Annotated in this window: 13 protein-coding genes; 8 read left to right on the forward strand and 5 right to left on the reverse strand. The window is 56.2% G+C overall.

Annotated features, from left to right (window positions below):
• Nucleotides 1-5: 5 nt before the first annotated feature.
• The 5 genes from thiC (at nt 6) to H151_RS15845 (ending at nt 6,445) form a co-directional block, all read left to right on the forward strand.
• The gene (gene thiC / locus H151_RS0107525; protein WP_019961041.1) at nt 6-1,913 is read left to right on the forward strand and encodes a phosphomethylpyrimidine synthase ThiC; all 1,908 of its coding nucleotides are present in this window, start codon (nt 6-8) and stop codon (nt 1,911-1,913) included.
• An 88-nt stretch (nt 1,914-2,001) separates the two neighbouring features.
• Nucleotides 2,002-2,298, forward strand: coding sequence for a GIY-YIG nuclease family protein (locus H151_RS0107530; RefSeq protein WP_019961042.1), 297 nt, complete (start codon nt 2,002-2,004; stop codon nt 2,296-2,298).
• Between the two features lie 1,038 nt (nt 2,299-3,336).
• A complete protein-coding gene (locus H151_RS0107535; RefSeq protein WP_019961043.1) occupies nt 3,337-4,197 on the forward strand; it encodes an alpha/beta hydrolase in 861 nt (286 codons plus the stop codon).
• A gap of 85 nt (nt 4,198-4,282) precedes the next feature.
• Nucleotides 4,283-5,134: a thioredoxin family protein gene (locus tag H151_RS17010; protein WP_019961044.1), complete on the forward strand. Its 852-nt coding sequence runs from the start codon at nt 4,283-4,285 to the stop codon at nt 5,132-5,134.
• A gap of 45 nt (nt 5,135-5,179) precedes the next feature.
• Entirely contained in the window at nt 5,180-6,445 is a 1,266-nt protein-coding gene (locus H151_RS15845) for a PhzF family phenazine biosynthesis isomerase (RefSeq protein WP_019961045.1), read from the forward strand.
• A 6-nt stretch (nt 6,446-6,451) separates the two neighbouring features.
• Here H151_RS15845 and H151_RS0107550 read toward each other — a convergent pair whose 3' ends face one another.
• The gene (locus H151_RS0107550; protein WP_019961046.1) at nt 6,452-6,976 is read right to left on the reverse strand and encodes a hypothetical protein; all 525 of its coding nucleotides are present in this window, start codon (nt 6,974-6,976) and stop codon (nt 6,452-6,454) included.
• A gap of 189 nt (nt 6,977-7,165) precedes the next feature.
• On the opposite strand from H151_RS0107550, the gene H151_RS0107555 reads away from it, so the two are divergent.
• The gene (locus tag H151_RS0107555; RefSeq protein WP_019961047.1) at nt 7,166-8,443 is read left to right on the forward strand and encodes a trypsin-like serine peptidase; all 1,278 of its coding nucleotides are present in this window, start codon (nt 7,166-7,168) and stop codon (nt 8,441-8,443) included.
• On the opposite strand, the gene H151_RS0107560 is transcribed toward H151_RS0107555, so the two are convergent.
• Entirely contained in the window at nt 8,440-9,573 is a 1,134-nt protein-coding gene (locus H151_RS0107560) for a DUF481 domain-containing protein (RefSeq protein WP_019961048.1), read from the reverse strand. The genes H151_RS0107555 and H151_RS0107560 overlap by 4 nt on opposite strands.
• Before the next feature lie 86 nt (nt 9,574-9,659).
• Between H151_RS0107560 and H151_RS17015 the strand changes: the two genes are divergently transcribed.
• Nucleotides 9,660-10,343 carry a lysoplasmalogenase gene (locus H151_RS17015; protein ID WP_019961049.1) on the forward strand — a complete coding sequence of 228 codons (684 nt, stop codon included), beginning with the start codon at nt 9,660-9,662 and terminating at the stop codon, nt 10,341-10,343.
• A 44-nt stretch (nt 10,344-10,387) separates the two neighbouring features.
• Here H151_RS17015 and rpoH read toward each other — a convergent pair whose 3' ends face one another.
• Together rpoH and H151_RS17525 are read right to left on the reverse strand one after the other, a co-directional pair.
• Nucleotides 10,388-11,287 carry an RNA polymerase sigma factor RpoH gene (gene rpoH, locus H151_RS0107570; protein WP_019961050.1) on the reverse strand — a complete coding sequence of 300 codons (900 nt, stop codon included), beginning with the start codon at nt 11,285-11,287 and terminating at the stop codon, nt 10,388-10,390.
• A gap of 251 nt (nt 11,288-11,538) precedes the next feature.
• Complete coding sequence (locus H151_RS17525) at nt 11,539-11,859, reverse strand: hypothetical protein (RefSeq protein WP_156823415.1); 321 nt, start codon at nt 11,857-11,859, stop codon at nt 11,539-11,541.
• A 131-nt stretch (nt 11,860-11,990) separates the two neighbouring features.
• Between H151_RS17525 and H151_RS0107580 the strand changes: the two genes are divergently transcribed.
• Nucleotides 11,991-12,521 (forward strand): GNAT family N-acetyltransferase, encoded by a 531-nt coding sequence (locus H151_RS0107580; RefSeq protein ID WP_019961052.1) that lies wholly within the window; start codon nt 11,991-11,993, stop codon nt 12,519-12,521.
• Here the strand turns inward: H151_RS0107580 and H151_RS0107585 are convergent.
• The gene (locus tag H151_RS0107585; RefSeq protein WP_019961053.1) at nt 12,518-13,528 is read right to left on the reverse strand and encodes an RluA family pseudouridine synthase; all 1,011 of its coding nucleotides are present in this window, start codon (nt 13,526-13,528) and stop codon (nt 12,518-12,520) included. The two genes, H151_RS0107580 and H151_RS0107585, sit on opposite strands and share 4 nt — an antisense overlap.
• Nucleotides 13,529-13,592 lie beyond the last annotated feature (64 nt).

A 13,592-nucleotide genomic window follows, 5' to 3' on the forward strand; every position in this document is an offset into this window, starting at 1 on the left:
GCGCTATGAATAAACCTGCTGATCAATCCGCCTTTGAAACCCCAAAAGTGACCACGGGGTCCTTGCCGGGCTCCACCAAGATTTATACCCATCCCGCATCGGCCCCCGATCTGGCTGTGCCGCATCGCGAGATTGAGCTGCACCCGAGCGCCATGGAACCCCCGGTGCGGGTTTATGATTGCTCTGGTCCTTATTCTGATCCTCAGGCCAGCATTGATGTTGAGCAAGGCTTGGCGCGCCCGCGTACGGCCTGGGTTATGGAACGCGGCGGGGTGGAAGAGTATGAGGGCCGGCCGTTAAGTCCTCTCGATAATGGCGGGGCGACGGGTAAATATCTGGCGCGTGAATTTGGCAATACGCCCAAGCCGATGCGCGGTGTGGGTTCGGCGCCCGTGACCCAATATGAATTTGCCAAGGCTGGCATCATCACCAAGGAAATGATCTATGTCGCCGAGCGCGAAAATCTGGGCCGCGCCCAGGCTTTGCGCGGGGCGAAAGAGCGCCATGCCGATGGCGAGCGCTTTGGCGCTGAAGTACCCGAATTCGTCACGCCTGAATTTGTCCGCGATGAAATCGCGCGCGGGCGCGCCATCATTCCGGCCAATATCAACCATGGCGAATTGGAGCCGATGATTATCGGGCGCAATTTCCTGGTTAAAATCAATGCCAATATCGGCAATTCCGCCGTGGCCTCATCCGTGGAGGAAGAGGTCGATAAAATGGTCTGGGCGATCCGCTGGGGGGCGGATACGGTGATGGACCTCTCCACGGGGAAGAATATTCACAACACCCGCGAATGGATTTTACGCAACAGCCCCGTGCCGATCGGGACGGTACCGATTTACCAAGCGCTGGAAAAAGTGGGCGGTATTGCCGAAGACCTGAATTGGGACGTGTTCCGCGACACCCTGATTGAACAGGCCGAGCAGGGTGTGGATTATTTCACGATCCATGCCGGTGTGCGCCTGGCCTATGTGCCGCTGAGTGCGAACCGCGTGACCGGCATTGTCTCGCGCGGTGGCTCCATCATGGCGAAATGGTGCTTGGCGCACCATAAAGAGAGCTTCCTTTATGAGCATTTCGAAGAAATTTGCGACATTATGCGCGCCTATGATGTTTCTTTCTCGTTGGGCGATGGCCTGCGTCCAGGCTCCATCGCGGATGCCAATGACCGCGCGCAATTTGCGGAGCTGGAAACCCTGGGTGAGCTGACGCAAGTCGCCTGGAAGAAGGGCTGTCAGGTCATGATCGAAGGGCCCGGCCATGTGCCGATGCACAAGATCAAAGAAAATATGGATAAGCAGCTACGCGAATGTGGTGAGGCGCCCTTCTATACGCTGGGGCCGCTGACCACGGATATCGCGCCGGGCTATGACCATATCACCTCTGGGATTGGTGCGGCGATGATCGGCTGGTTTGGCTGTGCCATGCTGTGCTATGTCACCCCGAAAGAGCATTTGGGCCTTCCAGACCGTGATGATGTGAAGACCGGCGTTATCACCTATAAAATCGCGGCCCATGCGGCCGATCTCGCCAAGGGGCACCCGGCGGCCAAGCTGCGTGATGATGCGCTCAGCCGGGCGCGCTTTGAATTCCGCTGGGAAGACCAGTTCAATCTGGGCCTTGATCCAGAAACGGCGCGCGATTTCCACGACCAGACCTTGCCGAAAGACGCCCATAAGGTGGCGCATTTCTGCTCGATGTGTGGACCGAAATTCTGCTCGATGAAAATCACTCAGGATATTCGCGATGAATTTGGCTCGGCGCGCGCGCCGAACCAGGTCGCTCTGGATGAAGGCCTGTCTGAGGCCGATGCTCAAGCGGGGATGGCGGAAAAAGCGGCCGAGTTTAAGGCCCTGGGCTCAGAGATTTATCTCTCTGAAAGCGGTGAAAAACGCGACCCGATTGATTAGGGCAAAGGCATGAGGTGGATAGGTTGTCTTATCCACCTTCGTCATCCCCGACGCTGAAGGCGTCTGGGGATCTATTGACGAGAGCGATATGGAAGAGCGCGTCATTGCCGTTTATATGCTGGCGAGTAAGCCCTTTGGCACGCTCTATATTGGTGTGACGAGCCATCTTCTTCAAAGAATATGGCAGCATAAAAACAATGTTTATCCGGGGTTTGCGCAACGCTATGATTGTAAAACCTTGGTCTGGTATGAAACCCATTGCGAGATCACACATGCGATTGCGCGTGAGAAATCTCTGAAAAGTTATCGCCGTCAAAACAAAATCAATTTGATTGAAACTATGAATCCGCGCTGGTGCGATTTATCCGAAGACTTTATGCGCTAAATCATTGGATCCCCGATGACCAAAGGGCATCTGGGGATCTATGCGCCATAAAAGGCAATCGCAACAGATCCCGGGTCGCATATTTTAGTGCGCTATCGCCTATCGGCGACTTGAGCGCGACGCTTGCCCGGGATGACAGCCCTCGTGTTATCCTCCCCTGCTTGCGGGGGAGGTGGCCGGTACGGCCGGAGGGGGCGGTTTTGGACCCCGGATCAAGTCCGGGGCCGCGCATTGTGAGTGTTCCTCGCTTCGCTGCGGGTGCGCCTTCGCGCTTGCGGGCCAGAGGCCCGATTAAACACTCTTCGCGGTCCCGGCCAAGCGAAGCGCAGAGCCGGGATCCATGCCGGTTTTCTTTGCGTTACCGGCTATGGCCTGTTTGAGCGCGAAACGCTGGCGAGCTCGCCCCCTCAGTTAGCTATGCGGACAGCTCCCCCGCAAGCAGGCGGCACAGGTGGATTTGTCATCCCCGACGCCGTAGGTGTTTGAGGCTATATACAGTGTCATCCCCGACATGATCGGGGATCTATGGGCCTTGACGGCAAGCTCAATAGATCCCGGTTCAGCGCTATACAGTGCGCTACCGCCTATCGGCTATTTGAGCGCTAACGCTTGGCCGGGATGATACATCGTTCAGGGGTTCTCCGCCATGCCCCCAAATCCAGTGTGGGTGACAGCTTGAGTATGACATTGCGGCTCGCCCAAGACAACAGGGGCCAGCGAACATTTAAGACACCGCACCCTTGCCTGCGCTTTGCGCGGCCCTATATCTGATATCAACATCAACAATCGAAAGGAGGTGGTCCGATGATCAGTGGTTTTAAAGCTTTGGTTCTGGGGTCAAAGGCGGGTTTAGGTGCGAAGGCAGCCCTGAACGCTTAACCTGTTTTGAAGCCTCCTTGGTGGGTTTTGGGCTCTTACGCTCTAATCTCAGGCCAAGTTAAAAATCGCGAAAAGCCGTCAGGATCGCCTGGCGGCTTTTTACTTGGCACAGTGTTTCTTTTCATCTTAGAGTGGCGCTTAAAGAAGGGGAGAGCGTAAATGCATATCTATAAATCATTAATTTCATTGTGTATTGCGGCAGGGATGACGCTGTGTGGCGTGGCCGGTTGGGCGCAAAGTCCAGCGCTGGTCACCAAAGGCCCGATTGTGATCGGTGATCAGTTTGAGATCGCCTCAACCCACATGAATGAGGCCCGCGCGGTCAATGTCTATCTACCCGCCGGTTATGGTGAGGGCGATGCGCGCTATCCTGTGATCTATCTGCTGGATGGCGGGGTCAACATGCAGGACTTCCATCAGATCACCGGGATTGCTGAGTTGGGTGCGCTGTCTGCCCAGATCCAGCAAGCCATTGTGGTTGGGGTGGAAAGCAAGACCCGGATTTATGAACTGACCGGTCCGGTAACAGAGAATATTGAGTTTTATAATGGTCGTTTTCCGGGCAATGGCGGTTCGGCGGTCTTTCGCGCCTATTTGACCGAAGAGGTGATCCCGGCGATCGAAGCAAACTATCGCACGAATGGCCAGCGGATCTTGATGGGTGAGAGCCTGGCTGGGCTCTTCACTGTGGAAACGGCGCTTCTCCAACCCGAAGCCTTCACCGATTATCTGGCGGTCAGCCCGTCTTTGTGGTGGAGCGATATGGCGCTGGCCAAACGCGCCGATGAGATCTTGGGTGATAACTATCCTGAAGGGCGCTCGATCTATCTCACCATCGCGGATGAGGGCGGTAATATGCGCATTGGGATGGCGTATCTGGTTTCAGCGCTGCAAGACCATGAAGACGCGGTAACCTATTGGTTTGAGCCGCGCCTGGATGAGACCCATGCCACGATTTATCACCCGGCGGCCTTAACGGGCTTACGTAAGCTTATCCCGCCGGCCCCGGCTGAGGAATAAAGCAAGGCCTGGGCGGTGAAGGCTTGTGATAAGGATCACGCCATTTTGGCAGATTCTTTACGATCCTTGGTTAAGGGTGCAAGATATGAAATATCTTGCCCTGTGCCTTTCGATTATATCTGCTTTTTTCCTCAACGCCTGTAATGAGGATGATGTCTCACGTCGGGTGGTTAATAGCCATTTCGTGACTGAGGCTTCCGCGAGCGATATTATTGATCTGCAACTCAATAATGCCCGCGAACGTGGGGTAAATGCGGTGTTGGTGTTTGGCGCGGCCTGGTGTCATGACAGCCGTGGGCTGGAAAATATGATGCATAATGATGCCCGCATCAGCACGCTTTTGACCGATGATTTCACGGTGGCCTATATTGATGTGGGTCAGCATGATACGAATTTGGATCAATTGGCGCGCTTTGGCGTGCATAGTCTATATGGTACGCCCACGGTCGTGATTGTTGACCCCGTAACGATGCAGGTGGTGAACCCAAACAGCGTGCATGACTGGCGTATGGCGTTTAAGGCGGCCCCCAGTGATGTCTATGCGTATTTTGCGCGCTATAAGCATGATCGCACGCGCGCTGTGGACATCGCGCCGGAGGTTTTCGGTCGGCCTCTGGCTCATATCACAATCGAGCCCTTATTGGCGCAATGGCCAGCCTATAATCAGGCCCTCTTGACGGTGGAGCATGACCCCTCTTTGACCGAGGACCAACGCCAAGCCGCCTTGGCCTTTATTCGCGCCAGTGGGCGGGCCTTTGCCCGCGCGGCGATGGGCGATTATTGGCAAGCCAGCGGTGAGCCGATTACCGATGCGTCTTTGATCCATAACCATACGGCGGACCTTGATCGCAATGGCCGGGTTCTGACCTATTTGAAGGCCTATGACGCTAATCTGCAGCCGCCGACGCATATTTATGAAGTTGGTCATAGCTTTTAGCGCTTCGCGCTCTTAACTCTGGTCCTCATCACAAGGAGTAGAGCTATGGATGCGTTGTCTCACCTGATCGATGAGCGTATTGAGGCGCTTGAAGCCCCCTATCAAGGCGATGTCCATACTCTAGATCATTGGCAGCGCGCGCGCCAAGCCAGTGCTTTATCGGGTCGGCCCACCTTGGTGATTTGCGGGGCCAATTGGTGCCCGGATGCGCGGATGTTGGCCAGCATGGTGGCTGATCCACGCTTGAGCGATGCACTGGCGGCGCGTTTTGAAGTGGCTTTGGTCGATGTTGGTGATTATGAGCGCGCCCAAGGCGTTCACGCCCATTATGGCCATGAGGTTTTAGAAGGCTTGCCGGCCGTCTTCGTTGTCTCGCCTGACGGGGCGGTGATCAATACCGACACGATTTATAGCTGGCGTAATGCGCGCACCCGTCATTTGGGGGAGCTGGTTGAGTGGCTGTTTCCTCTTGCGGAGCCTAGCGCGGCGCAGGTCTTTGAATATTTCGAAGTTCACGCCTTCTGTGATGGGGATCGCCCTTTCACAGGTAATCCCGCAGGTGTCTGCCTGTTGGAGCGCGATCTCCCTGATGGGCTCTTATTGGGGATCGCCAAGAATAATAACCTCTCTGAAACGGCTTATCTGAAGGCTATCGAAGGGCGTGACGATACGTGGGCGCTGCGTTGGTTTACCCCGGGCTGTGAGGTGGATTTGTGCGGTCACGCCACCTTGGGCGCGGCGGCGACACTCTTCCATACACGCCAGGTCAGGGGCGATGTGGCCCATTTTGAGACCCGCTCGGGTCTTTTAAAAGTGCGCCAAACTGCGCCCGGTCACTATCAAATGGACTTCCCTGTGGTGGGCTTTGCACCGGCACCCGCGCGCAAGGGCGTCGTGGCCGCCATGGGTGCGGGTGAACCGCACGCGGTGTTTGAGATCGAGCCGATCCACGGCGCACCTTATCAAATGCTGGTCTATGGCAATGAAAGCGTGATCGCCAATCTCGCGATAGATCACTCAGCCCTCGCAAAGACCGGGGTCAATGTGGTCGCGACGGCCAAGGGTGATAAAGTGGATTTCGTCTCGCGCTTCTTTGCGCCCGCAGTGGGCTTGGTGGAGGAAGATCCGGTGACGGGCTCGGCCCATTGTACGCTCGCGCCCTATTGGGCCGAGCAATTGGGCAAAACCGATATGAGCGCGCGTCAGATCGGCCCGCGCCCCGGCGCTGTTGATGTCAGCACCGAGGCGAAAGGCCGGGTTCATTTATCCGGGGCCGCGAAGGTCTATCTTCAAGGCCTGATCCGGATTTAATCGCGTTTACCAGCGATAATGGCCATGACGGTCGCGTCCGCGGTCGTGGCCGCGATGATGACCCCTCCCGTGGCCACGGCTGCGTTCGATTTGAACGGGAACATCGCCCCAACGGGTTTCAGTATAATAACGCCCCGTGCGACGGTCGAGATAGGCGATTGTCGGGCGTAGGCGGTCACCATCACGGCCCATGCGGCGCTCATTCCGGCTGGGAACATAATCCCAAGCATTGGCTGGGCAATCAATCACGCGCCGGTCGCGGCGATCCTCGCGCCGGTCACGGCGGCCATGATCATGGCGCGCATCACGGCGATCTTCGCGCAGATCCGGGCAGGCGCGTTCATAAACCACGAAATAGCCTTCAGGGCCATTCCAGCCCCGACCCCGGCCCCGCCCGCGATCATGATGACCGCGATCATCGTGGTGGCGTTCGGCATGGTGACCACGCGGTTGGCCATCGGCTAGGGCGACAGGAGCCGCAATGGCGGTCCCGATCAAGGCTACAGCAGCGAGTGCAGAGAACTTTAACATCTTGGGCTCCTTAATTGGGGTGATGGGCAAGCCATCGATGAAACCCACCCTAGAGGGGCCTATCTGAACGTGTTCTGGAACGAAGGTTCAGACTGCGTTCACCATTAAGGCAGAGCAAGACTTCACTGCGCCCTGGCCAGCGCGCGAAAAGCTTTGTTATAATTCATCATCAAAACCATGGGGACGCATATGGGTATCAAGGCGGGTTTAGGCGCGATTGCTGTGATGATGACCATCGTTGGCGTGATGCCAGCACTGGCGCAAGATGACCGCCTGAGCGTGCGCGAGATTGAGCGCTATCTGCAAAGCTATACCCACGCGCAAAAACCCAAACCCGCTGGCAAGCCCGGCGCGGATCAACGCGGTGATGATAGCTGCCAATACGCCAATGATATGGAGTGCGATGAACATGGTCTGGGCACGGGTGCGTGTGCGGCAGGAACGGATTATTCAGATTGCTGGCGCTTGATTGAGGGCGTTGAGGACGATAGCTGCGAATGGGCCAATGATGGTGAATGCGATGAAATTCACTATGGCACCGGGGCTTGTACTCAGGCCACGGATCGCACCGATTGCGGGATCGTCGCCGCCCTGCGTGGACGCACCGATAGCTGTGATCTCGCCTTTAATGGCGTGTGTGATGAGGGTGAAGGCGGGGCGTGTGCGCCGCGCACCGACCGGGCCGATTGTGTCACCCGTGAACGCCCCATGACGATCCAAGAACATTATTTTGGTCATGATGACCGTGAATTGCTGCCCACTGATCAATTTCCCTGGTCGGTGATTGGTCAAATTCATATGGGCGACGGCGAATGCACGGCGACCTTGATTGCGCGTGATATCCTGATCACGGCTGCCCATTGTATCATGGATGATGAGGGGCATGCCCGTGCGGTGGGCGAGTTTGTGACGGGCATGGCGCTACGCAAAGGCGGGTATCGCGCCGAAATTACCGATTATCTGCTGGCCGAGCGCTGGGACAATGATCGCTTTGAGAACTCTCAGCGCATTGATGGGCTTGATTGGGCCTTGTTGAAAATTGATCAGCCCCTGGGCGATGAGCTGGGCTTTGTGACGCCTTTGGCCTTGGTGGAAGATCGCGGTCGGCGCCGCGCGCGCCAGGTCACCTTGTATCAGGCGGGCTATTCCTGGGATACAGAGCCCAATTTATCCGGGCATCAGGGATGTTCAATCGCCCGGATCAACCGCGACAATACCATGGCCCATGAATGCGATACCACGCGCGGGGATTCGGGTTCACCCTTCTTGATCCAGGACAATGATCAATGGTTCGTGGTGGCCACCGATTCAAATTTCCGTCCCCATTCGGGCCGCGCGGCGGAATATATCGCCGCCTTGGCGGATGATTGGATTGATCAGGTGGGGCCGTTTGCGCGCGGTGAACGGCGCGGCGGCGGGCAATTACCCGCCCCGGTTAAACCTGGAAAGCCTGGTGTGAAGCCTTAAAACTCCCGCACCAGGGCGAAGTCAGCGCGCGAATCGCCTTCTTTATAGCCGGGCTTGGGCTCAAACTCGTGGCGATAGCGATATTTGATCTCTAGCGCCCATAGCGCACCCAGATCCGTGGTCAGGGTAAAGGTTTGATCGGCGCGGGATTTATCCGCGACCAAAAGCGTACTTTCAGACGTGACATCCACGCGTTCAGATAAACGCCAGCGCGCATCAGAGCCCAGATCGAGTGCCACTTGGCGCGCGGTTGTGCCGTCTTGTCCATTCAAGACCCGCATACCCGGTGCGCCGCGCACGGTCCATTGTACCGCCTCGCCGGTCAAAATACGATAACCCGCACCCACGCCTAAGAAGGCCGTCCAGTCATAGCTGGTCCGGCTGTCGCGTTCATAATCGGTGGCGGTAAAGAAGGTCCATTTCTCACCGGCCTCACGCTCACCGCGCAATTGCACGCGAAATTCATCGCGGCCTATGACATTATTGATTTCAGAATGGGTGTAGTTGATCTTGCCATCAAAGCCCCAATCCATCAGTTCGCGTTGAATTTCCAGAGCGATGGTGGAATCCTGGCGGGTATTATTGCCATTATCAAAGCGGAAGCCGAATTTGATCCGACCATTCCAATTCTCTGATTGGCCATTCATGATGGTATTGCCCAGCCAATAGGCTTGGTTCAGCAAGGGGCCATGATCGAGCGGCGGCGCGCTGGGCTCTTGAGGTGTTTGCGCCGGTCCATCCAAACAGGGCAGACGTTGGGGCTCAACAGGGGTTGCCGGGGTCGGCGTCGTTGGTGCTTCAGCCAGGGTCACGCGCGGTGTGGGCGCATCGGTGTCGCGGATATTGACTTCGGTACGATGGGGAAGGCCTGGTCCGGGCTGGGTGAGGCTCGGCACGCCCAAACCCTGTTCAATCTCATCGCGCCGCTCGGGCGCAAAGTTTAGGGCCGCGCGCTCGACATCGCGGGCATTATAGCTCAAAGATAAGAGGCGAACCGCATCAATCAGGTCTTCATCATCGCCGGAATAGGCGGCGGTGCGTAACAGGTCTAAAATGGGTTCGGGCAGGGGAGCGGCTTCGGTTTGAACGGTCAGCGCGGTTGAAACGGCCATGGCCCAGAACAAACTCATAAATCACTCCCATGCTGCGAAAGAGGCGTATACTTGAGAACAAGGCTTAACGTAATCTTGACAGAGCTGGCAATGTGGAGGGGTGAATGACACAAACAACAACGCGTTTAAGTGTGCCAAGCTGGGCCCCCAAGGCCTATTTGGTGTCTTCAATTGTTGCCGCCAGCCTTTATCTCCTCATTGATCAAATGTTCGTACCAACTCCGGGCGGCGCACTCCTGAAAGCATCGGGCATTCTCTTTCTGGCGCTTTATGCGCTTTTGAAAGGTCATGCTCGCTTAAGCGTCGCGCTGGGCTTATCCGCCTGCGGGGATTATGCCTTAGCGTTGGGGCCCAGTGGGATGACCGCGGGGATTGCCTTTTTTGCCTGTGCGCATCTGTTTTATCTCTCGATCTTTGTCGGTCAGATTTTGGGCAAAGGTTGGGCAAAGGATGGATTAGTTTTAGCCTTCGTCTTATTTGCCTATGGCGCGGCGATGTTATGGTGGCTGCGCCCGGATATGGGATCGCTGGCACTGCCCGCCACGATATATAATGGCATCATTTTATTGATGGCGATGTGTGCGGCCGTCTCTGGAACCACCCGCTTGGCCCTCATCGGCGCATTGTGTTTTGTGGTCTCCGATTCCATCCTGGCCGCGCGCATGTTTAAAGGTGTTGCGATCTGGGATTATGGCTGGGATTGGGGCGGCATGGCCGTTTGGATCACCTATTTTATGGCGCAGATCTATTTGACTTTAGGTCTGACGGATGAGGCGCATAAGTCATAAAAAAAGGCCCCTTGCGGGGCCTTTTAAATCAAGAGGCTTCAGGTCTAACCCGTGATGTCTTCCGGGGTTAGGCCGCGTTCGACTGCCAGGCGCTTCATGGCCTTTTGCAGCTTGTCAAAGGCGCGCACTTCGATCTGACGGATGCGTTCGCGGCTGACGCCATATTCGCTGGCCAGATCTTCCAAGGTCTTGGGCTCATCGGTCAGGCGACGTTCCTGGATGATATTGCGCTCACGCTCATTCAGGTCAGCCATCGCCTCTTGCAGAAGTGTCATGCGTGCGCCGAATTCCTGGTCATTGGCCAATTGATCTTCGGTATTGGCGTGCTCGTCATCGGTCAGCCAGTCCTGCCATTCTGATTCAGAATCAGAGCGTAAAGGCGCGTTCAAGCTGGCATCCGGACCCGACAGGCGCCGGTTCATGTTGATCACTTCGTCTTCAGAAACGCCCAGCTTGGTGGCAATATGATCCACTTGCTCTGGGCGCAGATCACCCTCTTCCAGGGCTTGCATCTGGCTTTTCATGCGGCGCAGATTGAAGAAGAGCTTCTTCTGCGCGGCGGTTGTGCCCATCTTCACCAGCGACCAAGAGCGTAGGATATATTCCTGGATCGAGGCGCGGATCCACCACATCGCATAGGTGGCCAGGCGGAAGCCCTTATCGGGATCGAATTTCTTAACTGCTTGCATCAGGCCGACATTGCCTTCAGAAATCACTTCGGCAATCGGCAGGCCATAGCCGCGATAGCCCATCGCGATCTTGGCCACCAGGCGCAGGTGAGAGGTGACCAGCTTGTGCGCGGCCTGGGTATCCCCATGCTCGCTCCAGCTTTTGGCCAGCATAAATTCCTCATCCTTTTCCAACATTGGAAATTTTCGGATTTCGGACAAATACCGCGAGAGGCTTGCCTCGGGGGTAATGCTGAGTGTCGGCGCTTGAGCCATGATCGTCCCCTTACACTTTCACCTTAGGGTCTGAAGTCCAGCCTGTGTGGAAATGTCCTAAGGCCTTATAACGTCTGCTTCCCCATTTAGGTTGCAAAATGCAAATATGCGAGGGGTCGGCCTGAGAAATATCTTTTTCCCAGGGGTCACAAATGAGTGAGCTGGAAAAAAGGGACATCACCATAAAGGCATTATTCCCTTTTATCACAGGCGATCATGCGGGGGGAAGATCCCCGTAGATTACAGTAAATTTAAAACAGATTTGATGCGCACGATAGACCCGCACTTAACGAGAAGCCCGCGATTTCGCGTTCTTGCTCTTGGGTCATGTTTCCAGCGGCTTTTTCCTGCTCTCGCCGGCTCGTGTCAGGGTCCATGCTCATGGCAATAATGCGGCGTGCCTCGCGCGATAAATTTTGTTCGTCGGCATGGTTGTCCATACATGTGCAGAAGGCTTCATTGCCAGACCCGCTGTCCATACAGGCCTGTTTGATCGATTTGGTGGGTCCGCCACACGCACTTACAGTCAACGCACATAAGATGAGACCAGACAGTACCAGGAGTTGTTTCATTTTTGCCCCCAAAGGAATTCAACTTAAAACGAGTGGGCAGGCAAAGCGTTCCCGCAATCTTTGCAAAAATTTGGAATGCCGGTAAGCTGCACGATAAGTGCTGTTGTCGAACTTAATGAAAGGCCTGCCCCATGACGCTTTCGATCCGTTTGTGTGAAGCCGGTGATGAACACGCCCTGAACGCGGTGGGGATTGCGACCTTTTTAGAGACGTTTTCGGGTGTCATTGATGGCGCGGCTTTGATCAATCATTGCCGCGAGAAACACGCCGCAGAGGTCTACGCCAGCGCGCTTGCCAACCCCGATCATCGTTTATGGCTGGTGGGGATGGAGCCCAATGGCGCACCTGTGGGCTATTTGCATATGACCTTACCGGATCTGCCGGTGGCCTATGATCATCGTCATGTGGAGATCAAGCGCATTTATCTATTGGGTAAAACCCAAGGCACGGGCATTGGTCGGCGCTTGATGGAAACCGCCTTTAGGGATGCGCACGCACGCGGTTTTGAAGAAGTTCTGCTGGGCGTTTACAGCAAAAATCCCTCGATCGGCTTTTATGAAAAGCTGGGCTTTCGCCAGGTCGGCACGCGCCAGTTTGATGTCGGCGGCACGCTTTATGATGACTATATTCTCGGGCGGTCCCTGGTGGCTGAAACGGCTTAAAGCTTTTCCAGAAAGCCTTGCAGGCGCTGCATATCCGCTGGCAGAGGCGTGGAAAAATGTAAGTGCTCCTCGCGGGTCGGGTGGATGAAGCCCAGCTCATAGGCGTGCAGAGCTTGGCGATTGAACGCGCGAAAGTCCTGCTCCTCATCCAGGCGCGCCAACAAGGTGGAGCGCCCGCGACCATAGACCGGATCGCCCAGCAAGGGACAGCCAATATGGCTCATATGCACACGGATTTGATGGGTGCGTCCGGTCTCTAAACGGCATTCAACCAGGGCGGCCATGGACTTACCCAGGCGCGCCTTGGGGTCGCGGCCATAGGTGGCCAAGGTTTCGTAATTGGTGATGGCGTGCTTTCCCGCTTCGCTGCTCTGCGCCAGGACCGCCATCTTCTTGCGATCTTGGGGTGAACGCCCAAGGCGCGTCTCAATCCGGCCCGCCCGCGGATCGGGTGAGGAGCGCACAAAGGCGCGATAGGCGCGCAGCACGCTGTGGGCGGCAAATTGCGCACTTAAATGCTGGTGCGCCGCGTCGGTCTTGGCCACGACCATGACGCCGGAAGTGTCTTTATCTAGGCGATGGACAATGCCGGGACGTTCAACCCCGCCAATGCCCGATAGGCTGCCTTTGCAATGATAAAGCAGGCCATGCACCAAAGTCCCGCTCCAATTGCCCGCTGCCGGGTGAACCGCCATGCCCGCGGCTTTATTCACCACGATCAACTGATCGTCTTCATAAAGAATATCGAGCGGCAGATCCTCGCCCACAGGGATCGCGCTTTCAGGGGCGGGCACCCACACTTCATAAAGGCTGTGGGCTTTGATTTTCGCCGACGGATTGGTCAGCACTTCCCCATCGCAGCGCACAAAACCCTCCTCGATCAAGCTCTTGCACCGCGCCCGCGACAACGCACTCCAGGTTTGGCTCATCCAGCGGTCCAGGCGCTCGCCCTTGGCCGTGTCAAGGGCGGTTTCGCTCAAAGTGTCTTGGATGGGGCGTTCGGTCATCATGTGGCTTTTTGTGAGGGTGTGTGTCTTTGTGGTTATTTTGCAACGTTTGTCAAAGCGCTGC

The organism is Woodsholea maritima DSM 17123, from assembly GCF_000382325.1.
Lineage (GTDB): Bacteria > Pseudomonadota > Alphaproteobacteria > Caulobacterales > Maricaulaceae > Woodsholea > Woodsholea maritima.